The organism is Streptomyces sp. NPDC056987 (assembly GCF_042673865.1).
Classification (GTDB): Bacteria; Actinomycetota; Actinomycetes; order Streptomycetales; family Streptomycetaceae; genus Streptomyces.
Map to the genome: position 1 here is coordinate 19868 of NZ_JBHURV010000042.1, position 24694 is coordinate 44561.

The following is a 24694-nucleotide window of genomic DNA, read 5'->3' on the forward strand; positions in this document are numbered from 1 at the left end:
GTTCGGACCAGGACCTTTGCAGCGCTTCCGGCGAGCCTTCCGGCATCCGGCTCAAGTGTCGGCACGCGGCTCGGACGACAAGAGGGACCCATTGCTGTGACCGGTCTGATCGCCTCCGTCACGCCCGCCATCTCATCGACGGGCGGGAGTCGGACTCCGAGCGTTTCAGGCCCTGTTGACCACGGTCGACCGGTGATCGGCCTGCGGCCTCGCCGCCTCCGGGCGCCTTGATGATGGAGCCGTCCACGGCGATCTGGCCGAGGACGAGGCCGAGGATCCGATCGTAGAACTCCAGCGCGATCTGCTTGAGCCGGGCGAGGACGCCGAGTCGGATTCACTCGTCGCGGCGGCTGCGGATCGTGGTGGCCGAACAGGTCGTGCCGGCGATCGCCTCGTAAGAACAGCCGAAGCACAGCAGTTGAAGGAGCTTGTCGAAGTCGACCCGTTCGCTGATTACGCCGACGGTGGCAGCCCAGTGGTGGCTACCTGCGGGGATTCAACATTCGCATCACATGCGCCCGTCGGCAATTCCTGCTGGCCATCGAGGTGCACGACAACTCCTCGGACAGGACAGCGCTTGTTCCGACGGTGCACAGGACCCACCACAATCACCGAGCCGTGGAACTCCCCGGCAATGTCGGTCCGTAGACGTCGAGCGTGTTCCGTGCAATACGTCATCGAGGTCGGCCGCCCCCATCGCCCGCCGGTCCGCGGCGGACGCAGGACGCACATGCTCGACGCCATCCGCGCAGCGTGCGAGGCACTGGTCACGGAGCACGGCATCCAGCCCGCAGACGCGGAGAACGCGAGGCCATGCGCGTGCTGCTGGCCACCCGACAGGGTGCCGTGCACGCCTCCACTGCGGTCCACAGCCCGGTGCGTACGGCATCTGCAGGCCGAAGACCGCGAACTGGAGAATGAGCCGCGAGGGCAGGAGCCTCGGGGGCCCACGAGCCGACCTGCCGCTCGGCGATGTTGACGGCGACGTCACTGGTACGGCCCTGCGGACAGCTGCCGGTGAGCATGTGTTGGATCAGCGAGTGCCCCCAGAACAATCGGTGACGGTATGCGGTCGTGCGACTATGGCGTCGATGTTTCGGGCGGAGTCGATGCCGCAGAGCCCGCGTCGAGTTGCTCGCGCTTGATGGCGGCGTCGACTGCGGCGCCGATGCGGCGCAGTGTCGCCAGTTCTTGGGGCCCGAGCGCGTCCATCAGGTATGCGCGAACCGCTGCGACATGTCCCGGCGCCGCCGCCACAACCGTTTCGTAACCGCTCTCGGTCAGCGTCGCGTTGGTGCGTCTGCCGGAGCCCGGGATCCGGGCTCGTGTGAGCAACTCGCGCTTCTCCAGCCGTCCGACGACATGCGACAACCGTGACAGCGACGCCGCCGTTCGTGCAGCCAGATCGCTCATCTGCAGTGTGTGAGCCGGCTGTTCGGACAGGACGGAGAGGACCATGTACTCGAAGAAGGTCATCTGGGCTTCGCGCTGCATCCGCGCGTCCAGGGCAGCCGGCAAGCTGATCATGATCGCGGAGTTGGCCAGCCACGCCGCCCGCTCGTCATGGTTCAGCCATCGCGTTTCGGTAACCGGACCAGTGGACTTCCCTGACCCAGAGCCTTTTTCGGCCGACGCCGTCGTCTCGGATGCCGACCCGTTCGACGTACGCCGACGGCTTCGTCCGTTTGTGCCACCTGCGGTACTCGCCATGAGGCCATGCTAGTCACCCTTGTTGACGCGTCAAGTTGAGAGGGTGTAGTTATTGATGCGTCAAGTTCGTCTCACTGTCGCCCGAGCGCATAACTGATGCCGGCGCGGTGCGCCGTCGGCGTCGTCACTCAGCTTGCCGCGGCGCTGAAACCGGTCCCCGCGGCGAAGTGTGGGGCTCGCGAATGGATCCAGGGAAGGACAACCGGATGCAGGTCACGTCGCTTGGAGGGCTCGAAGTCTCGCGCATCGGTCTTGGGACCATGGGCATGTCGGCGTTCTACACCGGCGCCGGTCGAGACGACGCCGAGTCGATCCGCACCATTCGGCGCGCTGTGGACCTCGGTGTCACGCATCTGGACACCGCCGAGGTGTACGGGCCCTACGTCAACGAGGAACTGGTGGGGCGCGCCGTCAAGGGCCGTCGAGACGAAGTGGTTCTCGCCACCAAATTCGGCCTCGTCTCCCACACCGGCCGACCAGGCCCGGACAGCACTCCCGTCGGCATTCGCTCGGCTGTTGACGGGTCGCTGCGGCGACTGGGAACCGACCACATCGACCTGTACTACCAACACAGGGTCGACCCCGGCACTCCCATCGAGGAGACGGTGGGAGCGTTGAGTGAGTTGGTGGACGCGGGCAAGGTCCTCCACATCGGGCTGTCGGAGGCGGCTGCGGCGACGATCCGCCGGGCCCACGCGGTTCATCCGGTGGCCGCTGTCCAGACCGAGTACTCGCTGTGGACACGGGACCCTGAGGCGGAAGTGCTGCCGACGCTGCGTGAGCTCGGCATCGGACTGGTTCCCTATTCGCCGCTGGGGCACGGTTTTCTCACCGGCCAAATCCGCAGCCTGGACGGCCTGGACGCCGCCGACTGGCGTCGTACCAATCCTCGGTTCACCGGCGACAACCTCACGCGCAACCTGCGCATCGTCGACCAAGTGCGCGAGGTCGCCGACGACATCGGGGCCACTCCCGCGCAGGTCGCTCTGGCCTGGCTGCTCGCGCAGGGGGACGATGTCGCGCCTATTCCGGGGACGAAGCGTATCGACCGGCTCGAGGAGAACAGCGCCGCCGGCGGAATCCGGCTCACCGCGGGCCAGCTCACCCGTCTGGGAAACCTGACACCGGCGTCCGGCGAACGCCATGCCGAGCCCGACATGGCGGCCATCGACCAGTGAGAAAAGCGCGGGGTGAGGGATTCGCCCCCATCGATCCGCCGGTTGCGTACATCAGGCCGGGCAGTAAGCGGCGGACCGGGCAGACCCATATTTTTTGTTGCAGCGGATGGAATGGAGCATTACATCATGTCAAGTGGAGTCATTCGTGTCGGCATTATCGGTGCGGACACGAAGGCGAGCTGGGCGGGGGCATCGCACATCCCCGCGCTGGCGGCACAGCCGGCCTTCCAGCTGGCGGGCGTGGCGACGCGGCACGAGGAGAGTGCCCGCAGTGCTGCCGAGGCGTTCGGCGCCGAGCGTTGGTTTGCCGATCCGTTCGAGCTCATCCGCGACCCGTCGGTTGATCTGATCACCGTGGCTGTCAAGGTCCCGGCTCACCGCGAGCTTGTCCTGGCGGCCCTCGCGGCCAACAAGGCCGTGTATTCGGAGTCTCCGCTGGGGGCCACCGTTGCACAGACGGAAGAGATGGCTGCCGCGGCCGGCTCGCTGCACACGGCGATCGGCCTGCAGGGCCGGCAGAATCCCTCGGTGCGCCGCGCCGCGGAGATCATCGCGATGGGCCGGCTCGGGCGGCTGCTTTCGGCGCGAGTCGCGGCGACGACATTCGGCAACGGCCCGGAGTCGGTGAGCGCGTACGAGTACTTTGACAAGGCTGCGGCGGGTGCGAGCTTCCTGACGATCGCGGCAGGCCACGTCCTGGATGTCATCGAAGCCGTTCTCGGTGACATCACCGAAATCGATGCGCGCACCGAACTCCTCTGGCCGCAGGTGAAGCTGGTGGACACTGCCGCGATTTCCGTCCGGGAAGTCCCGGATCACCTCGACGCCATCGTCAAGACCTCGTCGGGGGCGCCGGTCGGGGTGCAGATTCTGGCGGGCGTACCGGCGCCCGACGCCCACTTCAGCCTGGAAGTTCGTGGGTCGGACGGCTGGCTGAAGCTGACCGGCGATCACCCCGCGGGCGTTCAGGTCGGTGACCTCGCGCTGTCGTCGAGCGTGGACTTCACCGCGCCCGACAGCCCCGTTGCCACCGGTACCGGCCCGACCGCCGCCGAGATCTGGACGGGGGCGTCCATCAACGTGGGGGAGGTCTATGCCGGCCTGGCGCGCGACATGGCGCACGGGACCCACCACACCCCGGGATTCGACCACGCCGTCCACAACAGCCGCCTGATCGCCCGAGTCGAACAGGCCTCACGCACCGGTCACCGGCAGTGAAGGTGTAGCACCACTCCTGCTCGTCACCGTGCACCGCTGCCGGTGATGTACGGACAGCCGACGGCCGTGCCCTGCCCGGTCAGGCCTGGTGTCCGCGATCGAGGTCGCGGACACCAGGCCCGATCACGGCGGTCTTCGAGAGAACCGGGTCGTGACCGATAGGGCGACCGATCCGCGAGCGCGGGCAGCCGACGTAGGTTCGGACACGTCGGAGGCCCCCCTGAGCTCCACAACCCCGATCCAGGAGTCGTTGATGATTTCTGTCCTCTGCCACCACGGCGCCGGTGGCGCTTCGCGAGAGGCTCACGACGTATGACCACGTCCGCGCGTGCCGCCGTTCTCGACACCCAGGACGGGCCGTTCGAGTTCCGTGACATCGAGATCGAAGACCCGCGACCCGATGAGGTACTCGTCCGCATGGTCGCGACCGGAATATGCGCGACCGACGCTCATGTGCGGGCGCAACGTATGGCGACGCCGCTACCTGTGGTGCTGGGGCACGAGGGCGCGGGGGTCGTCGAACGTGTGGGGGCCGCTGTCACCACCGTCGAGCCCGGTGACCACGTCGTCCTGTCCTACCACTCGTGTGGCCACTGCAAGCCGTGCATGTCCGCTCACGCGGCCTACTGCGACAACGTATGGGCCGCCAACTTCGCAGGTGCCCGCCTGGACGGCTCGAACGGCCTGCACGTCGCCCATGGCGCTGAGCCACACGGTCACTTCTTCGGCCAGTCCTCATTCTCCACCTACGCCCTGACCCACCAACGGAACACGATCAAGGTCCCTCGTGATCTGCCCCTCGACGTCATGGCTCCGTTGGGGTGCGGGCTGCAGACAGGCGCGGGGGCCGTGTTCAAGGCCCTCGCTGTTCCGCCGGGGGCGTCCTTCGCGGTGTTCGGCGTGGGCGCGGTGGGTTTGGCGGCGGTCATGGCGGCTCGCGTCGCGGGGGCTACCACGATCGTCGCCGTCGACGTCGACGCCGGCCGGCTCGAACTCGCCCGCGATCTCGGAGCGACGCACATCGTCAATCCCGGCCAGGTCCAGGATCTGACCGGCGCGCTCCGCGCCATCGAGGCGCGCGGTCTGGAGTACGTCCTCGACACGAGCGGCCGCACGGAGAATCTGGACGCAGGGGTCGGCGCCTTGGCGCCGCTGGGTCGATTCGGCTTCGTGGCGTTCCATGAAGGCACAGGCGCCATGATCGACGCCGGCCGGCTCACGGTCGGCCAGTCGCTGCAGGGCATCATCCAGGGAGACGCTGTCTCCTCGCTACTGATCAACGATCTCGCCCAGCTCTATCGAGCCGGCCGGTTCCCGATCGACCGATTGCTGTCCTTCTACGACTTCTCCGATATCAACACCGCGTTCGAGGACGCGGGTTCGGGCCGCGCCACCAAGGCGATCCTTCGCTTCACGTCACCGGGATAGCCCTCCCGTTCGACAGATTTTCCACAACAGAGAGGCATCTCGTCGATGTGCCAGAGCAGTCAGAAACCCATCAGCGTTGACAACACTTCGAGCTTCTACGCGATCGACCACTATGGCTTCCCTCCAGTGGGGGAGGACGACCCGTCGGATCCCGAGGGGTATTACCCCCCTTATTTCCAGAGTGAGCACTTCCAGAAGTACGGCTACCACGTCGAAGAACTGCGCGACGGTTTCTATTGGGTCACCAGCGCCGGCTACGACGCCGCGTTCGTGGTGACCGAGCAGGGCGTGATCGCGATCGACGCGCCGCCGACGCTGGGCGAGAACATGCTGGCGGCGATCGACGACGTCACCGACCAACCGGTGACCCACGTGATCTACAGTCACTGGCACGCCGATCACATCGGCGCGGCTTCCGTATTCGGTCCCGACGTCGAGATCGTCGCCCACCGCATCACCAAGGATCTCCTGGAGCGCTTTCCCGACCCGAAGCGGCCCCTGCCGACGACGACATTCGACGACGAGCTCGTCCTCGAAGTGGGCGGAGTGAGCCTGCAGCTCTCCTACAAGGGCGAGAACCACTGCCCCGGAAACATCTTCATCTACGCGCCGCAGCAGAAGGTGCTCACTGCCGTGGACATCGTAAGTCCGGGAAGCGTAACGTTCATGCACTGCGACGCCTCGCAGAACATCTCTGGCTGGTACGAGGCGCAGTCGCAGATTCTCGAATATGACTTCGACTTCTTCGTCGGCGGGCATCACATGCATTACGGCACCTACGAGCAGGTGAAACTGTGCGTGGAGTACTTCGCCGACGTGCTCGAGGGGGCGACCGCGGCGGTCGAGCGGTTCAGTCGCTCGGATGCGCTCGTCGACATCGTTTCCGGCACCGGCTGGAACAGGATGTTTGTCGGCACCGAGAACTGGATCAACTCCATGGCGAACTACACCACCCGGCACGTCCTCGAGAAGACGACCAGCAACGGCCAGCTCTGGTGGGAGCGTCTGGCAGGTGCCACCACCCAGACCAAGTACCACGCGTACACCGTGCTGGAGTCGATCCGGCTGGAACGGCCTCGCCCGGACTACCGCTTGCGGGGTGAGAATCCCCCGGTCTTCCTGACCTGACCCCGTCCTGAACAGTACGACCAGATGAGCGGCGCGACGAACTGTGTTGGTCCGTCGCACCGCTCACTGCGCTGACCGTTGGCCTCCCGCTTTTTACGGGGCGGACTGCCCGAGGCTTGACCAAAAGACGGAAAGTACTTCTGACTTGCAAAGAGTAGGAATTGCTGAGGTTCCTGCTGACTCCAGGAAAAGAAGCACTTCCCAGGCGAAGAAGCGTATCGGGTCCTACCAGCGTGTCCGTGTCGAGGGCGGTGGTCGAGGGGTCGTCTCGCAGGTCGGCTCGGTGCTCCTGGTCGAGACGGTCCGCAAGACCGGTCTGGATGCGGCGATATCAGTGCCGCTCCTGCCGTGGTGCAAGCCGCGGGCGGTGCACGATCCGGGCGAGATCCTGCTGGATGTGCGCTCGCGGTGGCCCTGGGCGAAGAACTGCCTGGCCGATGTGGGCCTGCTGCGGGCCGAGCCGGCCGTGTTCGGGCCGGTAGCCTCCGACCCGACGGGGTACCCGAGCGACCTGTCCGACGCCCGATGGGCCCTGATCGAGCCGACGCTGACGGCGTGGAGAAAGACACGGCTCGACCGCAGACCAACCGGGCAGTCGGCCAAGGTCGATTTACGGGACGTATTCAACGCGCCCCTCCACGTGAGCCGCACGGGAATTCCCTGGAACTCACCCTGCCGAAGGGGAGGAAGACCCGTACGGTCGACATTCCCTCCTCGGTGGCTGAGGAACTGACCCGACACGGTGGGCGTTCCTGTCGACAGCAGTAGAGCTTCCGTGGGAACCCGGAGGGACAAGAGGGGATACTTTCATGTACTGCGGCACACCTATGCCTCGATGATGCTGGAGGCCCGGGAGTCCGTCGTCACCTTGGCACGGTGTCTTGGGCACTCTTCGCCGGCAATTACACTCGGTTACTATGCTCACTTCATGCCGGAGGCCGGAAGCAAGGGGCGTACCGCCATCGACGGACTGCTCGGAGAGCAGGGGGAACCGCCTGCCGGTCGAAACTCCCCAGATTCTCCCCAGGGCCGTTGACGGGTGATGCGCACTGTTGCAGCCTTCCGCAGTTATTCATGGATCGCAAGGCTGAAGAGACGGGTAGCCTGGGAAAATGTTGAATGAGGTCACTGCGACCCGCTATGTCACACCCCTCCGTGAGGGCGGTTCGCTGCCGGGGCTCGTCGAGGCCGACGATCTCGGCACGTATGTCATGAAGTTCACCGGCGCGGGCCAGGGCCGCAAGACCCTGGTCGCCGAGGTCATCTGCGGACAGCTCGCCCGCAGGCTCGGCCTGCGGATCCCCGAACTGGTACAGATGGAACTCGACCCCGTCATCGGGCTCTCGGAGCCCGATCAGGAGGTGCAGGAGCTGCTGAAGGCCAGCGGCGGGCTGAACCTCGGGATGGACTACCTCCCCGGATCGATCGGCTTCGATCCGCTGGCGTACGAGGTGAGCTCCGAGGAGGCGGGCCGGGTCGTCTGGTTCGACGCGCTCATCAACAACGTCGACCGCTCCTGGCGCAACCCCAACCTGCTGGTCTGGCACGGCGACCTCTGGCTCATCGACCACGGGGCCACCATGATCTGGCACCACAACTGGCCGGGCGCGCAGGCGTCCGCCGCCAAGCCGTACAACGCCTCCGACCACGCGCTCGCGCCGTTCGCCCCCGATGTCGCCGCGGCCGCCGAACGGCTCGCCCCGCTGGTCACCGAGGAACTGCTGACCGAGGTCACCGCCGACGTCCCCGAGGAATGGCTGGCCGACGAGCCCGGCTTCGACTCCACCGACGCGCTGCGCCGTGCGTACGTGACGCCGCTCCTGGAGCGCGCCGCGACGATCCACGGGCGCGTCACGTTCGACGCGCCCAGCCCCGAACGGCCCTCGCGGGCACCGGGATGGCTGGCCGACCGGCTGGCCCCGCAGCCGCGGCGCGCGCACGGCGCGCGGAGCGAGAAGGGCGGCGCCCAGTGAGCGCGACCGGCTTCACCGGGCCCACGTACGTCAAGAACGTCAAGGGCGACAAGGATGTCTACGAGTACGCGCTGCTGCGGGTCGTGCCGCGCGTCGAGCGGGGCGAGTGCTTCAACGCCGGGGTGCTCGTCTACTGCCGGGCGCGGTCGTACGTCGGCGCCCTCACCCATCTCGACGAGGCCAAGCTGTCCGTCCTCGACCCCCGGGCGGACCTCGCGGGGGTACGGGCGGCACTGCGCGCGGTCGAGAACATCTGCGCGGGCGGCGACGCGGCCGGACAGGCCGGCACGGACGACGCGGGCCGGCGCTTCCGCTGGCTGATCGCCCCGCGCTCGACCGTCGTGCAGCCCGGCCCCGTCCACACGGGACTGACGTCCGACCCGCGGGCCGAGGCGGAAAGGCTGCTGCGTCTGCTCGTGTTCTGAGCCGTCCGGCGCCGTCGGCCGTTGACACGGCGTGCTGTGGCTTCTAGCGTCTGTCTGCTGAACCTACTAAGCGGTTGCTCAGCATCGGGCCGCAGGACCCTAGGGCGAGGAGATCAGGGATGTCCACCACCGAGCAGCGCGTAGCGGTCGTGACCGGGGCGGCGCGCGGCATTGGCGCCGCCACCGCGGAACGGCTGGCGGCGGAGGGCCGTGCCGTGGCCGTGCTCGACCTCGACGAGGCGGCCTGCAAGGACACCGTCGGCAAGATCACCGCGGCGGGCGGCAACGCCCTGGCCGTCGGCTGTGACGTCTCGGACGCCGCCCAGGTGGAGGCGGCCGTCGCGCGGGTCGCCGCCGAACTGGGCGCGCCGACCATCCTCGTCAACAACGCGGGCGTGCTGCGGGACAACCTGCTCTTCAAGATGAGCGAGTCCGACTGGGACACCGTGGTCAACGTCCACCTCAAGGGTGCGTTCCTGATGGCGAAGGCCTGCCAGAAGCACATGGTGGACGCCGGGTTCGGCCGTATCGTCAGCCTCTCCTCCAGCTCCGCGCTGGGCAACCGGGGCCAGGCCAACTACGCCGCCGTCAAGGCCGGCCTCCAGGGCTTCACGAAGACGCTCGCCAAGGAGCTCGGCAAGTTCGGCATCACCGCCAACGCGGTGGCCCCGGGCTTCATCGTCACCGAGATGACCGCCCAGACCGCCGCCCGCGTCGGCATGGGCTTCGAGGAGTTCCAGGCCGCGGCCGCCACCCAGATCCCCGTGCAGCGCGTCGGGCGGCCCGAGGACGTCGCGAACGCGATCGCCTTCTTCACGGGCGACGCGGCGGGCTTCGTCTCCGGACAGGTCATGTACGTCGCCGGCGGACCGCTCAACTGACACCGGGGGCGGTCCACATGACGGAGCAGACGGAACGCGACGAACGCGCGGAACGGGGCGCGCGGGCCCCGTTGAGCGGGAAGGCCGCACTCGTCACCGGCGCGAGCCGGGGCATCGGGTACGGCGTGGCCCAGGCGCTCCTCGCGCGCGGCGACCGGGTGTGCATCACCGGCCGGAACGAGGACGCGCTCAAGGCGGCGGTCGAGCGGCTCGGCGCCGACCGGGTCATCGGAGTGGCGGGCAAGGCGCACGACCGGGCGCACCAGGCGGTCGCCGTCGAACGCGCCATGGAGGCGTTCGGACGGGTCGACTTCCTGGTCAACAACGCGGGAACGAACCCGGTCTTCGGCCCGATGGCCGAGCTGGACCTGGACGCCGCCCGCAAGGTGTTCGAGACCAACGTCATCTCGGCGCTCGGCTTCGCCCAGCTCACCTGGCGCGCCTGGCAGAAGGAGAACGGCGGCGCGATCGTCAACATCGCCTCCGTCGCCGGGATCTCCGCGTCCCCGTTCATCGGCGCGTACGGGATGAGCAAGGCTGCCATGGTCAACCTGACCCTCCAGCTCGCGCATGAGTTCGCGCCGGGCGTCCGGGTCAACGCCATCGCGCCCGCCGTGGTCAAGACCAAGTTCGCCGTGGCGCTGTACGAGGGCCGGGAGGCCGAGGCCGCCGCCGCGTACCCACTGGGCCGGCTCGGGGTACCCGAGGACATCGGTGGCGCCGCCGCGTTCCTCACCTCCGACCAGTCGGACTGGATCACCGGGCAGACGCTCGTGGTCGACGGCGGGATCTTCCTCAACACGGGGGTCGGCTGACCGCCGGTCCCGGTCCCCGCGGGCAGAAGGAGCTGGTAGGAGCGGTTGTCAGTGGCCACCGGTAGGTTCAGGGATACAAGTGATCGCTTACCGGAGGTTGTTGACGTGACCGAGACCGACATGCTGCCCGCGTCCTGGCGTGGTGTCCTCGGCGAGGAGCTGGAGAAGCCCTATTTCAAGGAGCTGATCGACTTCGTCGAGGAGGAGCGCGCGAAGGGGCCGGTCTACCCGCCGCGTGAAGAGGTCTTCGCCGCGCTCGACGCCACCCCGTACGACCGGGTGAAGGTCCTGGTCCTGGGCCAGGACCCGTACCACGGCGCGGGGCAGGGGCACGGGCTGTGCTTCTCGGTCCGCCCCGGGGTCAGGACGCCCCCCTCCCTGCGCAACATCTACAAGGAGATGAAGGAGGAGCTGGGCCTTCCGGTGCCGGACAACGGCTATCTGATGCCCTGGGCACAGCAGGGGGTCCTGTTGCTCAACGCGGTGCTGACGGTCCGGGAGGGCGAGGCCAACTCCCACAAGGGCAAGGGGTGGGAGAAGGTGACGGACGCGGTGATCCGCGCCGTGGCCGAGCGGCCCGACCCGGCGGTCTTCGTCCTGTGGGGCGCCTACGCGCAGAAGAAGCTCCCCCTGATCGACGAGGAGCGTCACGTGGTGGTGAAGGGCGCGCACCCCTCGCCGCTCTCGGCGAAGAAGTTCTTCGGATCGCGGCCGTTCACCCAGATCAACGAGGCGGTCGCCGCGCAGGGGCACGCGCCCATCGACTGGCGCATCCCCGACCTCGGCTGAGAGCGGATGCCCGGCGGGGCGGTTAGCGTGATGTTCGTCGGACAAATGGGACGGGCAAGCGGAGGCGGCAGTGGCGGAGCAGCGGCAGACGTCGGCGGACGCCGTCCTGACCAGGATCGGGCAGGCGGTCATGCTGCTCCACGCCGGTGACCGCGAGGAGGCGCGCAACCGCTTCGGCGAGCTGTGGGCGGAGATCGGCGAGGCGGGGGACGCGCTCCACCGCTGCACCCTGGCGCACTACATGGCCGACACCCAGGACGACCCGGGGGACGAACTGGCGTGGGACCTGCGGGCGCTGACCGCGGTGGAGGGGCCGGACGGGGAAGCGGGGGAGCCGTCGCCCGCCGTGCGCGCCTTCTGTCCGTCCCTCCATCTCAATCTCGCGGCCGACTATCTCAAGCTCCAGCGCCCGGAGGCGGCCCGGCTCCATCTCGACCGGGCACGGGACGCGGCGGACGCGCTCGGGCCCGCCGGGTACGGCGACGGGATCCGGACGGGCATCGACCGTCTGGAGCGGAGGCTGGGGGAGTGGTGAGCACGGGGGGAGAGATGGGCGCGGGGGTGTGACCCGAGGGGCGTGGCTCCGTGACGTAATTCCGTCATGTAATTCCGTTACGTTCCACGACAGATGCCGGCCTGGGGGCTGTCGGCCGGCCAGCGCGCGTAGCCCTCGCCGAAGGCGCAGAGGTCGGCGAGGGCCGGTACGGACGGGAGCGGCGCGGCGGGCCGTCGCCGCGGCGGTTCATGGGGCCGCTCGTGGAGTCGGCCCTGGCCGCGCTCCGGTGGCGCCGGGGCCGGGGTGTGCCTCGGGCCCGCGGTCCCGCCGCCGGTCTCCCGGGCGAGGGCCGGGCGCGACGCCCCGGGGGAGGCGGGCGGCTTCGGGGTGGGGGTGATCCGCTCCAGGGCTTCCTTGACCGGGGACTGGACGACCTGCGGCTCCGCCCCGCCGGGCCCCGGGGCGGGGGCGGTCGCCGGGGGCGCTGGCCGGGGGTCCTGCGGGGGCCGAGGGCCCACGGCCACACATCCGGAGACGGCCGTGACCGCCACGCCCAGCAGGGCCATCGCCACGCTTCTCGTTCGCTGCACGCGCGCAACTCTGCTGGGCGCGGACGTCGTTGGCGAGCCGAGAAGGGGGTGATGGCTCGTACGGGTGAAGTGGCCCGGGCGTGTGGCCTGCGACGTTGACGGCTCGGCGCGGCCGGCCCCCCCGGGCCGGCCAGTGCTGTGGCGCCCGGACCTCGGCGCCGCGAGCGGGTCAGTCGCCCGTCGCGCCGTCCAGACGCTCGCGCAGGAGATCGGCGTGGCCGTTGTGCCGGGCGTACTCCTCGATCATGTGCGCGTAGATCCAGCGGAGGGTGAACGGGTCGCCGCTGCTCCGCTGCCGCTCGCCCGAACCGCGATGGTCGAGCGGGAGCGGCGCGGCCACCTCGCGCGCGTAGGCGATCTGGGCCTGCCAGGTGGCGTACGCCTCCTCCCAGGTGTCGTCCGCACCGGCGTGGAAGTCCCCGTCGGGGTCCGCGTCGGTGAAGTAGACCGGCGGGGCCTTCTCGTCGCGGAGCCGGTTGCGGAACCAGGAGCTCTCGACCTCGGCCATGTGCCGGACGAGACCGAGCAGGGTCAGCTCCGAGGGCGGTACGGCCCGCTCCCTCAGCTGTTCCCCGGTCAGTCCGGCGCATTTCAGGGCGAGGGTCTCCCGGTGGAATTCGAGCCAGCCCTCCAGCATTTCGCGCTCGCCCGCGAAACTGGAGGGCACGGCGCGGGTGTCGGCGGGCACGGTGGCGGTCGCGGAGGCGGCCGTGGGAGCGGTCGCCGTGTTTGTCTCGGAAGTCGTCATGGCGGCCATCCTCACGTACCGCCGACGGCCGCTGCCAGCGGTTATCCGGCGGGGCCCGGCCCGTCGCCCGGCGGCGGCGTCAGGTCGCCCACCATGCCGCGCAGCAGTTCGGCGAAGCCGCGGCGCAGTTCGTCCAGGGTGGGTACGGCGCTGTGGTACGAGCCCGCCGCGCAGGAGAACATCAGCCCCTCGCACCACGCGACCAGCGAGAGCGCGTGCCGCTCGGGCTCGGCCGATCCCGCGGCCCGCATCATCGCGACCAGCGGCTCCCGGAACTGGCTGCCCGTCGCGTCGTAGAAGGCCCGCAGCTCCGGGCGGCGGGTGGCCTCCAGCGCCAGCTCGTAGCGGGCGATGAGCAGATCGGGGTGGCGGGTCAGATAGCGGTGCAGGGCCAGCGCCAGCGCGTCGACGGGACCGGCCGCGCCGCCCAGGGCCGCGGGCATCTCGTCCGGGGTGAGCACCCGCATCTCGCGCTCCGCGTGGCGCTGTACCGCCGCCTCCAGCAGCGCCTGCCGGGTGCGCGCGTAATTGGACGTCGAGCCCTGCGGGAGCCCGGCCCGCTCGTCCACGGCCCGGTGCGTGAGTCCGCGCATCCCGCGCTCGACGAGCAGGGCGAGGGCGGCGTCGGCGATCAGCTCCGCGCGGGCCGTACCCGTGGCGCCGGTGCCCGAGGTCTCTGAGGTGCCTGTGGTGCCTGGCGTGCTGGTGGGGCGTGTCGTGCGTGGAGACATGAGGCCAATCTATCCCCACCACTACACCCGTAGTACGCTGCCGGTACATGCCACTACACCTGTAGTTCGCGTCGGGATCGGCGCGGCCAGGGGAGGAGACGCCATGAGCCAGCCCCGTGCCGTCGTCATCGGCGGTGGAATCGGCGGTCTGACCGCGGCCATCGCCCTGCACCAGCGGGGCTGGGCGGTCACCGTCCTGGAACGCTCCCCCGCGCTCACCCCGGTCGGCGCCGCCATCGGCCTCATGCCCAACGCGCAGCGCGCGCTCGACGTCATCGGTCTCGGCGACCGGGTCAGGGAGCTCTCCGCCTGGCAGGGCGCCGGCGGGCTCCGTACCCCCGCGGGCCGCTGGCTCAACCGGATGGACGGGCAGGCGGCGGCCGAGCGGTTCGGCGGACCCCTCGTCCTGCTCCACCGGGCCACCCTGGTCGGGCTCCTGTGCGACGCGCTCCCCGAAGGGGCCGTACGGACCGGGACCGCCGCCACGCTCGCCGACCCCGGCAGAGCCCCCGGCGATTCCGGAGACCCCGGCGGCGGCCCCGGCACCGGTCCGAGGGCCGCCGTCGTGGACACCGCTTACGGTGCCCTGGAGGCCGAACTCGTCGTCGCCGCCGACGGCGCCCGGTCCGCCGCGCGCCGGACGCTCTTCCCCGGCCACCCGGGACCGGTGTACGCCGGGTACACCACCTGGCGTGTGGTGGTCCCGCCGCCCGGGCGGCCGTTCGCGCCGCACGAGACCTGGGGCCGGGGCCGCCTCTGGGGCACCCAGCCGCTCAAGGACGGCCGCGTGTACGCGTACGCCATGGCCGTGACGCCCGCCGGCGGTCACGCCCCCGACGACGAACGGGCGGAGCTGCGCCGGCTCTTCGGCGACTGGCACGACCCCGTACCCCGGATCATCGACGCGGCCGCGCCCGGGGACGTCCTGCGCCACGACGTCCACGAGATGCGGTCGCCGCTGCCCGCGTACCATCGCGGCCGGGTCGCCCTGATCGGGGACGCCGCCCACGCCATGCAGCCCACCCTGGCGCAGGGCGGCAACCAGGCGATCGAGGACGCCGTCGTCCTCGCCCACCACGCGGGACCCGGTACCGCCGACGCCGCCCCCGACCTCGCCGCGTACACCGCCGCCCGGCTGCCCCGTACGACCGCGATCGTCCGCCAGGCGCACCGGACGGGCCGGCTGGCCGGCGCCGGCGGAGCGGTCACCGCCGCCCTGCGCGACCACCTCGTCGCGGGGGTGTCCCGGCTCGTCCCCGGGCTCGTGCTGCGGAACTTCGACGGCATCGCCGACTGGCGTCCACCGCAGCGCCCGTATGCTGCCGGGACACCGCGCGGACAGTGGGAAGAAGGCCGCGCGGAGCACTGAACACACCGTGGAGCGACCGCGCTCCACCCACGCCAGGGAGATCCCCGTGAAGGTCGGCTGCATCGGGCTCGGCGACATCGCGCACAAGGCGTACCTGCCGGTGCTGACCACCCTCCCCGGGGTCGAACCGCACCTCCAGACCCGGAGTCCCGCGACCCTCACGCGCACCGCCGAGACCTTCCGCGTCCCCGCCGAGCACTGCCACCGGGACCTCGACGCCCTGCTCGCGCAGGATCTCGACGCCGCGTTCGTGCACGCCCCGACCGCCGCCCACGCCGAGATCGTGACGCGGCTGCTGGCGGCGGGCGTGCCCACGTACGTCGACAAGCCCCTGGCGTACGAACTCGCCGACGCGCGGCGGGTGGTGGAGCTGGCCGAGGAGCGCGGCGTCGGTCTCGCCGTCGGCTTCAACCGCCGCTTCGCGCCCGGCTACGTCCAGTGCCTGGACCATCCGCGCGAACTGATCCTGCTCCAGAAGAACCGCGTCGGGCTCCCCGAGGACCCGCGCACCTTCGTCCTGGACGACTTCATCCATGTCGTCGACACCCTGCGCTTCCTGCTGCCGGGACCCGTCGAGCACACCGACGTGCGGGCCAGGATCAGGGACGGACTGCTGCACCACGTCGTGCTCCAGCTCTCCGGCGACGGCTTCACCGCGATCGGCATGATGAACCGGCTGAGCGGCTCCGCCGAGGAGATCCTGGAGGTCTCGGGGCAGGACACCAAGCGGGCCGTCCACGATCTCGCGACGATCATCGACCACAAGGGGCAGCCGAGCGTACGGCGGCGCGGCGACTGGGTGCCCGTCGCCCGGCAGCGGGGTGTCGAACAGTGCGTCCTGAGCTTCCTGGACGCGGTACGGGCCGGCCGGGCCCTCAGCGCACAGGACGCCCTGCGGACGCACGAGCTGTGCGAGCGGGTGGTACGCGCGGTGCTGGACGAGAGGCCCCGGGACGCCTGAGCGACCGTACGCCCTCCACCGCGAGCGCGACCGCCAGCACGGCGAGCGCCCCGTACACCGCCCAGTCGCCCAGCCTGCTGTACGGGGTCGTGCCGTTCGCCAGCGGTAGGTCGAAGACGGTGGCGGTGGAGCGCTCCGTACCGACGGGGCTCCCGACCCGCCGGCCGTCCGGGCCGAAGACGGCGCTGACGCCGGTGAGCGTGGCGTGGACCATCGGGCGGCCGTTCTCCGCGGCCCGCAGCGCCGCCAGCGACGCGTGCTGCTCCGGCGCCCAACTGCCCTGGAACGACGAGGTGGACGACTGGGCGACCAGCACCTGCGCGCCCGACCGCACCAGCCGCCGGCTCATGTCGGGGAAGGCCGTTTCGAAGCAGATCAGCGGCCCGAACCGCAGTCGGCCCCCGCCCGGTTCCGGCGCCGTCATCACCACCTGGCGCGTGCCGCGCACCCGGTCCTCGCCCGCCGCCTTGCCCACCGAGGTCACCCAGCCGAGGGCGGCACGGGCCGGGACGTACTCACCGAAGGGGACCAGGCGCATCTTGTCGTACGTATCGCCGGTCGGTCCGCCGGGGCCCACGAGGACGCCGCGCTTGAAGATGCCCGGGCGCCCCGACGCGTCCGTGCTGCGCGCGTCCACGTTGACCAGGATCCCCGCCCCGACGGTGCGGGAGAGCGCGGCGAGCCGCTCGGCGAGATCGGACCGCCGCTCCAGATCCATCCCGACGCTGCTCTCGCCCCACACCACCAGAGCGGGCCGCTGCCCGGCGAGGGTGCGGGTCAGGGCCTCGCCCCGCGCGAAGCGCCGCTCGACGGAGTCGGCGCCGCCTATGACGCCCGGCTGGACGACCGCGATCCGGGTGTGGCCGGACGGTTCGGGCCGCGGCGCCCAGGCCGCCGCCGACCCGGCCACGAGACCGCAGACCACCAGGGTCACGGCCGCGGCGGTCCGCGCGGCGGCCACTGCTATGAGCAGGGTCAGCGCGGTGTTCACCGCGACCACCACCAGGCTCACCAGCCACACCCCGCCCACCGAGGCGAGCCGCAGGGCGGGGGAGACCTCCCACTGACTGGCGCCGAGCAGTCCCCACGGGCCGCCCAGTCCCTCCCAGGACCTGGTCACCTCGATCACCAGCCATCCCGAGGCGACCACGGCGGGCGCGGCGAGCGCGCGCCCCGTGGACGGCGCGGGGCCGCCCAGCACGGAGCGCACCAGCCATCCCCAGGGCGCCCAGAGCAGCCCGAGCAGGCCCGCCAGCAGCACGATGAAGACATGCAGGCTCGGTATGAGCCAGTGGTGCACGGCGACCATGAAGCCGAGCCCGCCCAGCCAGCCGTCCAGCGCGGCCCGGCGCGGCGTGGGGGCGCTCCGTACGAGCAGCATCCAGGGCACCAGGGAGACATACGCCAGCCACCACAGCGAGGGCGCGGGAAAGGCCGGTGCGGAGAGCGCCCCGGCCGCCACCGCCGCGGCCCCGCGCCACCACGGCGACACCAGGCCCCGGCCGCGCCGTGACCGCTCCCGCAGGACGACCGTGGTCCCCGTCACCGTGCCTCCTCACCGTGTCCGTCCCAGCAGACCCTTCCCCGCAGGACGGCGGCGAAGCGGGATCAGTGAGAGGCGGGATCCGGGCCGCGCCGCCACTTCTCGTGCACCGCGACCGTACGCAGCCGCCACCGGGCGTCGTCGCGGAGCAGCCCGAAGGCGAAGGTGCCGCCGCGCAGCAGGTCGGCGCCCGAGGTGTGGCGCAGCGGGCTCAGGTAGTCGGCGCGGACCTCCGCCCGGTCGCCGGGGTAGCCGCCCAGGTCCTGGAGGCGCAGCCGCCGGTTGACGATCAGGTGCTGGCGCACGCCGTACGGGCGCAGCGTGCCGGCGAGCCAGTCGGCGACCTCGGCCGCCGGGCCCTCGATACCGCCCGCCGCGGTGTAGTCGGCGCGGCCGTCCGCGGTGAACAGGGCGCGGAATCCCGGCCAGTCGCCCTCGTCCACGGCCACCGCGTAGCCGGTGATCACCTCATCGATGGCGAGACGGTCCATCACGGTCGCGAGATCCACACGCTGTGTCATCGGTTCAGTCTCCGGCAGGGAGGGCCCCGGGCCAAGAGACGCGCACACAGGGAGCAAAAGGAACAGCCCCTGGATGGTCCAGGGGCTGTGCGGTGCTGTGCCGTTCTGCGCCGGGTGCGGCGCTCCGGCGGGCCTAGGCGGCCTGGTCGACGTCGTCGTGCAGGGCCGCGGCCCATTCGAGGAGGAGGACTTCGTACGCCTCCGAGGGCCAGGTTCCGTCGGCCGCGTCGACGAGCGCGCGGATCCGCTCATTGGCCGCTACGGCGCCGGAGGCCCGGATGGCGGATGCGGAAGTGGAGGACATGTGACCAGCCTAGGGGCGGCCGAGGGGCGGCCGGTGCCGTTCCGGGAGCGTCCTTGCTCACACTCGTGGTAGGCGACTCCTCACACATCCAGCGGTCACATCATGTGCATTTGGTACTTTTGAGGGTATAAGGCACGTGAGTGGTGACCTCTGTGAGGAGGTTCAGATGTTGTCGGAAGCGGATTTCTACGCAAGCGACCGGCCGCCCCACCCGAAGCTGCCGGAGGACCGGCCGCGCGGCGGGGGCCCGAAGGCTCCGCTGCTCCACCGCGGTACCTGGAGCGTCCTCGCCATCGTGGTCGTAGTCGTGCTGGTGATCGCCGTCGGGATCGTGCTCTTCCCCTGATCCGCCGGTCACCGTTCCGTCCCGGTCGCACAGGGCCCGTACGCGGTCAGCCGGCCGACTCGCCCGCGTGCGGGCTCAGTGTGTCCGTACCGACCAGGACGAGGATGGCGATGCCCAGCAGCACCCGGTAGATCACGAACGGCATGAAGCTCTTCGTGGTGATGAACTTCATGAACCAGGCGATGACCGCGTATCCCACCACGAAGGCGACCAGGGTCGCGAAGAGGGTCGGCCCCCAGGAGACATGGCCCTCGCCCGCGTCCTTCAGCTCGTACGCACCCGAGGCCAGCACGGCCGGGATCGCGAGCAGGAACGAGTAGCGGGCCGCCGCCTCACGGGTGTAGCCCATCAGCAGACCCCCGCTGATCGTCGCGCCCGACCGGGAGACGCCCGGCACCAGGGCCATCGCCTGGCAGAAGCCGAAGATCAGACCGTCCCTGACGCTCAGGTCCTTCAGCGACTTGCGCTCCTTGATCGAGCGGTGCTTGCCGCCCGTCTCGTCGCGGGCCGCCAGCCGGTCGGCGACGCCGAGGACGATGCCCATCACGATCAGCGTGACGGCGATCAGCCGCAGATCCCGGAACGGCCCGTCGATCTGGTCCTTCAGCGTGACGCCCAGGACCCCGATCGGGATCGAGCCGACGATGACCAGCCACCCCATCTGCGCGTCGTGGTCGCCGCGCATCTCCTTGTTCGTCAGCGAACGGAACCACGCCGAGAGGATGCGGGCGATGTCCTTGCGGAAGTAGATCAGCACGGCCGCTTCCGTGCCGATCTGGGTGATCGCGGTGAACGCCGCGCCCGGGTCGTGCCAGCCCGCGAACACCGCGGTCAGCCGCAGATGCGCGCTGGACGAGATGGGCAGGAACTCGGTCAGCCCCTGGACGAGCCCCAGGATGAAAGATTCGAACCAAGACATGGGAGGAGGACGCCATCCAAAAGATGATCAGCCACCGGCCGGCGCGACGACGGTCCGGTGAGCGGTGGTGAGGGGCAGTGGACGAGGGAAGGGTGCGGGAGGAGTGAGGGCCTGCGGCCCGGACAGGGAGTCGCTCATATGGGGGAAGGAGAGGGGCCGCACACACTGACTCCTCTTCTGCGCGGCGCTGCTGGGGCGGAGTCATGGCATGTCAAATGACCCCGTTCAGGCGCAAACTATGGCGATCTCATCGTCCCGGGCGTGGGCAGCGTAGCGCCTGCGGGTGAACGGACGGCGGCAGGGATCTGACGTCACGGGGGCCGCCGTACGGCGCACACCGCCCGTACGCCGCCCTCCCGTACCGCGCGCCCCCGCACCGGCGGAACCCTCATCCGAAGGGATCCCGGAGGGGCGGGAGAGGGGAAGGTCACAGCCACGCGCTCTGCTGCGCGATCAACGCGCTGTCCTACGATCGCGCCATGACGGTCCTCAATGACGACGGGCTTTCCCTGGCAGCAGAGTTCCCCGACGCGACCCGCGAACAGTGGCAGAACCTGGTGTCAGGTGTGCTGCGCAGGACGGGCCGGGACGCGGCGGGGGCGGCGGCCGAGGAAGCGCTCTCCACCGCGCTCCAGGACGGGTTGTCCACCCGGCCCCTCTACACGGCGGAGGACGCCCCCGGCGCAGCCCCCGACGGAGCCCCCGGCACCGGAGGCTTCCCCGGCTTCGCGCCGTTCACCCGCGGCGGCAGGCCGGAGGGCGGCGCCGTCTCCGGGTGGGACGTGCGCCAGCGCCACACCCGACCCGACCCCGCCCTGACCAACGAGGCGGTCCTCGCCGACCTGGAGAACGGGGTCACCTCCCTGTGGCTCGCCGTCGGCACGGACGGGGTGCCCGTGTCCGCGCTCGCCGCCGCGCTCGACGGCGTCCATCTCGACCTGGCGCCCGTCGCACTCGACGCGGGCGACGCGTTCGAGCCCGCCGCACGTGAGTTGCTGCGGATCCACGACGAGCGCGGAGTGGCCCGCGAGGCGGTGCGCGGCACCCTCGGCGCCGACCCGGTCGGCCGATTCGCCCGTACGGGACGCGACATGACGGACCGTACGGCCGAGGCCACCGCACTCGCCTCCCTCTGCGACCGCGACTACCCCGGCCTGTGCGCCATCGCCGTGGACGCCCTGCCCTACCACGAGGCCGGCGCCTCCGACGCGCAGGAACTGGGGTGTTCGCTCGCCACCGGCGTCGGCTGGCTGCGCGACCTCACCGCCGCGGGGCTCTCCGTGGACGCCGCCTGCCGCCAGCTCGAATTCCGGTACGCGGCCACCGCCGACCAGTTCCTGACCATCGCCAAACTCCGCGCCGCCCGGCGGCTGTGGGCCCGCGTCGCGGAGGTCAGCGGCGCCGGCCCCGCCGCCTCGGCGCAGCGCCAGCACGCCGTCACCTCCGCCGTGATGATGACCCGCCGCGACCCCTGGGTGAACATGCTGCGCACCACGGTCGCCGCGCTCGCCGCCGGGGTGGGCGGCGCCGACGCCGTGACCGTGCTCCCCTTCGACCACGCCCTCGGACTCCCCGACGCCTTCGCCCGCCGGATCGCCCGCAACACCTCGACGATCCTGCTGGAGGAGTCCCACCTCGGCCGCGTCATCGACCCCGTCGGCGGCTCCTGGTACGTCGAGCGCCTCACCGACGAACTCGCCCACGCCGCCTGGGCCTGGTTCCAGGAGATCGAACGCGCGGGCGGCCAGCACGCCGCCCTGCGCTCGGGACTCGTCGGCGAGCGGCTCGCCGCCACCTGGGCCGAGCGCTCCACGAACCTCGCCCGGCGGCGCGAACCCATCACCGGCGTCAGCGAGTTCCCGCAGCTGTCCCAGCCCCCGGTGGAGCGCGACGCGCCGCCCGTGCCGCCCGCGCCGTTGCCGGGTGGGCTGCCCGTCGTCCGGCGCGACGAGGCGTACGAGGAACTGCGCGCCCGCTCCGACGCGCACCTCGCCGCCACCGGCTCCCGGCCCCGCGTCTTCCTCGCCACGCTCGGCCCCGCCGCCGCGCACACCGCCCGCGCCGCCTTCGCCGCCGGCCTCTTCCAGGCCGGCGGCATCGAACCCGTCCAGGACCCGGAGCCGGCCGGCCTGATCGACCCGGCGACCGCCGCCGACGCCTTCACCCGCAGCGGGACGGGCGTCGCCTGCATCTGCTCCAGCGACGCGCTCTACGCCGAGGGCGCCGCACCCGTCGCCGAGGCGCTCAAGTCGGCGGGCGCCGGGCAGGTGTTCCTCGCCGGCCGCCCCGGCGAACAGCGTGAGACCTATGTACGGGCCGGGGTCGACGACTTCGTCGTCGCGGGCGGCGACGCGATCGCCGTCCTCACCTCGGTCCTCGACCGGATGGGAGTGGCGTGATGGGGATCCCCGACTTCTCCGAGATCGAACTGCACCCCGCCGACAGCGCCGACAGCGCCGACAGCGCCGAAGTCACCGCCGACCAGTGGCGCACCGCCGTCAAGGAACGGACCGGGAAGGGCGACGACGACCTCCGCTGGGACACCCCGGAGGGCATCGCCGTCAAACCGCTCTACACGGCCGACGACCTGACCGGGCTCGACTTCCTCGGCACCTACCCCGGGATCGCGCCGTACCTGCGCGGCCCGTACCCCACGATGTACGTCAACCAGCCCTGGACCATCCGCCAGTACGCCGGGTTCTCCACCGCGGAGGAGTCCAACGCCTTCTACCGGCGCAACCTGGCGGCCGGACAGAAGGGCCTGTCGGTCGCCTTCGACCTGCCGACCCATCGCGGCTACGACAGCGACCACCCCCGGGTCACCGGCGACGTCGGCATGGCCGGGGTCGCCATCGACTCGATCTACGACATGCGACGGCTCTTCGACGGCATCCCGCTCGACCGGATGAGCGTCTCGATGACGATGAACGGCGCCGTGCTGCCCGTACTCGCCCTCTACATCGTGGCGGCGGAGGAACAGGGCGTACCGCCCGAGAAGCTCGCCGGGACCATCCAGAACGACATCCTCAAGGAGTTCATGGTCCGCAACACCTACATCTATCCGCCGAAACCCTCGATGCGGATCATCTCCGACATCTTCGCGTACACCTCGCAGAGGATGCCCCGCTACAACTCCATCTCGATCTCCGGCTACCACATCCAGGAGGCGGGCGCGACCGCCGACCTGGAGCTGGCCTATACCCTCGCCGACGGCGTCGAGTACCTGCGCGCCGGACTCGGCGCCGGGCTCGACGTGGACGCGTTCGCGCCCCGGCTCTCCTTCTTCTGGGCCATCGGCATGAACTTCTTCATGGAGATCGCCAAGTTGCGGGCGGCCCGGCTGCTCTGGGCCAAGCTGGTCAAGAAGTTCGACCCGCAGAACGCCAAGTCGCTCTCCCTGCGCACCCATTCCCAGACCTCCGGCTGGTCCCTCACCGCGCAGGACGTCTTCAACAACGTCACCCGCACCTGCGTCGAGGCGATGGCCGCCACCCAGGGCCACACCCAGTCGCTGCACACCAACGCGCTCGACGAGGCGCTGGCCCTGCCCACCGACTTCTCCGCCCGCATCGCCCGCAACACCCAGCTCCTCATCCAGCAGGAGTCCGGCACCTGCCGGGTCACCGACCCGTGGGGCGGCAGCGCGTACGTGGAGAAGCTCACCTACGACCTCGCGCGCCGCGCCTGGCAGCACATCGAGGAGGTCGAGGCGGCCGGCGGCATGGCCCAGGCCATCGACGCCGGCATCCCGAAGCTCCGGGTGGAGGAGGCCGCCGCCCGCACCCAGGCGCGGATCGACTCCGGGCGCCAGCCCGTCATCGGCGTCAACAAGTACCGCGTCGAGACCGACGAGAAGATTGACGTCCTCAAGGTCGACAACTCCTCCGTACGCGCCCAGCAGATCGAGAAGCTGCGCCGGCTGCGCGCCGAGCGCTCCGAGCCCGCCTGCCAGGACGCGCTGCGCGCCCTCACCGCCGCCGCCGCGTCCGGACCCGGCCCCGGGCTCGACGGCAACCTCCTCGCCCTCGCGGTGGACGCCGCCCGCGCCAAGGCCACCGTCGGCGAGATCTCCGACGCCCTGGAGAAGGTGTACGGGCGCCACTCGGGCCAGATCCGTACCATCGCCGGTGTGTACCGCAACGAGGCAGGCAGCTCCCCGGCCGTCGAGCGCACCCGCGCGGCCGCCCGGGAGTTCGAGGAGGCCGAGGGACGCCGCCCGCGCATCCTGGTGGCCAAGATGGGCCAGGACGGCCACGACCGCGGCCAGAAGGTGATCGCGACCGCCTTCGCCGACCTGGGCTTCGACGTCGACGTCGGCCCGCTCTTCCAGACGCCGGCCGAGGTGGCCCGGCAGGCGGTCGAGGCCGACGCGCACATCGTCGGCGTCTCCTCGCTGGCCGCCGGGCACCTCACCCTCGTACCGGCGCTGCGCGAGGAACTCGCCGCGGAGGGCCGGGCGGACATCATGATCGTCGTCGGCGGGGTGATCCCGCCCCAGGACGTCGAGGAGCTGCGCCGGGCGGGCGCGGCGGCGGTGTTCCCGCCGGGCACGGTCATTCCCGACGCGGCGCACGACCTGCTGGTCTCCCTGGCGGCCTCGCTCGGCCACGAGCGGTGAACG

At 70.7% G+C, this 24694-nt stretch carries 24 protein-coding genes and 2 pseudogenes; 17 read left to right on the plus strand and 9 right to left on the minus strand.

The window, feature by feature from the left end:
* Positions 1-157 precede the first annotated feature (157 nt).
* Positions 158-479: pseudogene (locus ACFTZC_RS34340) on the minus strand (IS5/IS1182 family transposase); the annotation flags it as partial.
* Between the two features lie 601 nt (positions 480-1080).
* Entirely contained in the window at positions 1081-1710 is a 630-nt protein-coding gene (locus tag ACFTZC_RS34345) for a MarR family winged helix-turn-helix transcriptional regulator (protein WP_382896530.1), read from the minus strand.
* Between the two features lie 206 nt (positions 1711-1916).
* Between ACFTZC_RS34345 and ACFTZC_RS34350 the strand changes: the two genes are divergently transcribed.
* The 12 genes and pseudogenes from ACFTZC_RS34350 (at position 1917) to ACFTZC_RS34405 (ending at position 12080) form a co-directional block, all read left to right on the plus strand.
* Positions 1917-2888 (plus strand): aldo/keto reductase, encoded by a 972-nt coding sequence (locus ACFTZC_RS34350; RefSeq protein WP_382896533.1) that lies wholly within the window; start codon positions 1917-1919, stop codon positions 2886-2888.
* A 111-nt stretch (positions 2889-2999) separates the two neighbouring features.
* Positions 3000-4106, plus strand: a complete 1107-nt coding sequence (locus ACFTZC_RS34355; RefSeq protein WP_382896535.1) for a Gfo/Idh/MocA family protein — start codon at positions 3000-3002, stop codon at positions 4104-4106.
* 312 nt (positions 4107-4418) lie between these two features.
* Positions 4419-5534, plus strand: a complete 1116-nt coding sequence (locus ACFTZC_RS34360; protein WP_382896538.1) for an NAD(P)-dependent alcohol dehydrogenase — start codon at positions 4419-4421, stop codon at positions 5532-5534.
* Between the two features lie 45 nt (positions 5535-5579).
* Positions 5580-6662, plus strand: coding sequence for an MBL fold metallo-hydrolase (locus ACFTZC_RS34365; protein ID WP_382896541.1), 1083 nt, complete (start codon positions 5580-5582; stop codon positions 6660-6662).
* Between the two features lie 466 nt (positions 6663-7128).
* Positions 7129-7326, plus strand: a pseudogene (locus ACFTZC_RS34370) (transposase); the annotation flags it as partial.
* 174 nt (positions 7327-7500) lie between these two features.
* Entirely contained in the window at positions 7501-7698 is a 198-nt protein-coding gene (locus ACFTZC_RS34375) for an integrase (RefSeq protein ID WP_382896664.1), read from the plus strand.
* Positions 7699-7774: 76 nt separating this feature from the next.
* Positions 7775-8635 carry a HipA family kinase gene (locus ACFTZC_RS34380; protein WP_382896544.1) on the plus strand — a complete coding sequence of 287 codons (861 nt, stop codon included), beginning with the start codon at positions 7775-7777 and terminating at the stop codon, positions 8633-8635.
* A complete protein-coding gene (locus tag ACFTZC_RS34385) occupies positions 8632-9060 on the plus strand; it encodes a DUF3037 domain-containing protein (protein WP_382896547.1) in 429 nt (142 codons plus the stop codon). The genes ACFTZC_RS34380 and ACFTZC_RS34385 overlap by 4 nt, the downstream gene beginning before the upstream one ends.
* A gap of 119 nt (positions 9061-9179) precedes the next feature.
* Positions 9180-9941, plus strand: coding sequence for a 3-oxoacyl-ACP reductase FabG (gene fabG, locus ACFTZC_RS34390; RefSeq protein ID WP_382896550.1), 762 nt, complete (start codon positions 9180-9182; stop codon positions 9939-9941).
* A gap of 17 nt (positions 9942-9958) precedes the next feature.
* The gene (locus tag ACFTZC_RS34395; protein WP_382896553.1) at positions 9959-10756 is read left to right on the plus strand and encodes an SDR family oxidoreductase; all 798 of its coding nucleotides are present in this window, start codon (positions 9959-9961) and stop codon (positions 10754-10756) included.
* Between the two features lie 105 nt (positions 10757-10861).
* The gene (locus tag ACFTZC_RS34400) at positions 10862-11545 is read left to right on the plus strand and encodes a uracil-DNA glycosylase (RefSeq protein ID WP_382896554.1); all 684 of its coding nucleotides are present in this window, start codon (positions 10862-10864) and stop codon (positions 11543-11545) included.
* A 70-nt stretch (positions 11546-11615) separates the two neighbouring features.
* A complete protein-coding gene (locus ACFTZC_RS34405; protein ID WP_382896556.1) occupies positions 11616-12080 on the plus strand; it encodes a hypothetical protein in 465 nt (154 codons plus the stop codon).
* Positions 12081-12157: 77 nt separating this feature from the next.
* Here the strand turns inward: ACFTZC_RS34405 and ACFTZC_RS34410 are convergent, their stop codons facing one another.
* The 3 genes from ACFTZC_RS34410 to ACFTZC_RS34420 form a co-directional block, all read right to left on the minus strand.
* Positions 12158-12631, minus strand: a complete 474-nt coding sequence (locus tag ACFTZC_RS34410) for a hypothetical protein (protein ID WP_382896558.1) — start codon at positions 12629-12631, stop codon at positions 12158-12160.
* A 169-nt stretch (positions 12632-12800) separates the two neighbouring features.
* The gene (locus ACFTZC_RS34415; RefSeq protein ID WP_382896667.1) at positions 12801-13268 is read right to left on the minus strand and encodes a DinB family protein; all 468 of its coding nucleotides are present in this window, start codon (positions 13266-13268) and stop codon (positions 12801-12803) included.
* A gap of 152 nt (positions 13269-13420) precedes the next feature.
* Positions 13421-14110, minus strand: coding sequence for a TetR/AcrR family transcriptional regulator (locus ACFTZC_RS34420; protein ID WP_382896560.1), 690 nt, complete (start codon positions 14108-14110; stop codon positions 13421-13423).
* Positions 14111-14213: 103 nt separating this feature from the next.
* On the opposite strand from ACFTZC_RS34420, the gene ACFTZC_RS34425 reads away from it, so the two are divergent.
* Together ACFTZC_RS34425 and ACFTZC_RS34430 are read left to right on the plus strand one after the other, a co-directional pair.
* On the plus strand, positions 14214-15479 hold the full coding sequence (locus ACFTZC_RS34425; RefSeq protein ID WP_382896563.1) for an FAD-dependent monooxygenase: 1266 nt from the start codon (positions 14214-14216) through the stop codon (positions 15477-15479).
* Between the two features lie 46 nt (positions 15480-15525).
* The gene (locus ACFTZC_RS34430) at positions 15526-16440 is read left to right on the plus strand and encodes a Gfo/Idh/MocA family protein (protein WP_382896670.1); all 915 of its coding nucleotides are present in this window, start codon (positions 15526-15528) and stop codon (positions 16438-16440) included.
* Here ACFTZC_RS34430 and lnt read toward each other — a convergent pair.
* From lnt to ACFTZC_RS34445, 3 genes are all read right to left on the minus strand, one after another.
* Positions 16355-17986: an apolipoprotein N-acyltransferase gene (gene lnt, locus ACFTZC_RS34435; protein ID WP_382896565.1), complete on the minus strand. Its 1632-nt coding sequence runs from the start codon at positions 17984-17986 to the stop codon at positions 16355-16357. The two genes, ACFTZC_RS34430 and lnt, sit on opposite strands and share 86 nt — an antisense overlap.
* A gap of 62 nt (positions 17987-18048) precedes the next feature.
* Positions 18049-18504 (minus strand): nuclear transport factor 2 family protein, encoded by a 456-nt coding sequence (locus ACFTZC_RS34440; protein ID WP_382896567.1) that lies wholly within the window; start codon positions 18502-18504, stop codon positions 18049-18051.
* 133 nt (positions 18505-18637) lie between these two features.
* Positions 18638-18808 (minus strand): hypothetical protein, encoded by a 171-nt coding sequence (locus ACFTZC_RS34445; protein ID WP_365816834.1) that lies wholly within the window; start codon positions 18806-18808, stop codon positions 18638-18640.
* 166 nt (positions 18809-18974) lie between these two features.
* Between ACFTZC_RS34445 and ACFTZC_RS34450 the strand changes: the two genes are divergently transcribed.
* Positions 18975-19154, plus strand: a complete 180-nt coding sequence (locus ACFTZC_RS34450; protein ID WP_382896570.1) for a hypothetical protein — start codon at positions 18975-18977, stop codon at positions 19152-19154.
* Positions 19155-19200: 46 nt separating this feature from the next.
* Here ACFTZC_RS34450 and ACFTZC_RS34455 read toward each other — a convergent pair whose 3' ends face one another.
* The gene (locus ACFTZC_RS34455; protein ID WP_382896573.1) at positions 19201-20073 is read right to left on the minus strand and encodes an undecaprenyl-diphosphate phosphatase; all 873 of its coding nucleotides are present in this window, start codon (positions 20071-20073) and stop codon (positions 19201-19203) included.
* A gap of 479 nt (positions 20074-20552) precedes the next feature.
* Here ACFTZC_RS34455 and ACFTZC_RS34460 point away from each other — a divergent pair, with 479 nt between their 5' ends.
* Together ACFTZC_RS34460 and scpA are read left to right on the plus strand one after the other, a co-directional pair.
* On the plus strand, positions 20553-22472 hold the full coding sequence (locus ACFTZC_RS34460; RefSeq protein ID WP_382896576.1) for a methylmalonyl-CoA mutase family protein: 1920 nt from the start codon (positions 20553-20555) through the stop codon (positions 22470-22472).
* Positions 22472-24691: a methylmalonyl-CoA mutase gene (scpA, locus tag ACFTZC_RS34465; protein ID WP_382896579.1), complete on the plus strand. Its 2220-nt coding sequence runs from the start codon at positions 22472-22474 to the stop codon at positions 24689-24691. Before ACFTZC_RS34460 ends, scpA begins: the two co-directional genes overlap by 1 nt.
* The last annotated feature ends 3 nt before the right edge of the window (positions 24692-24694 follow it).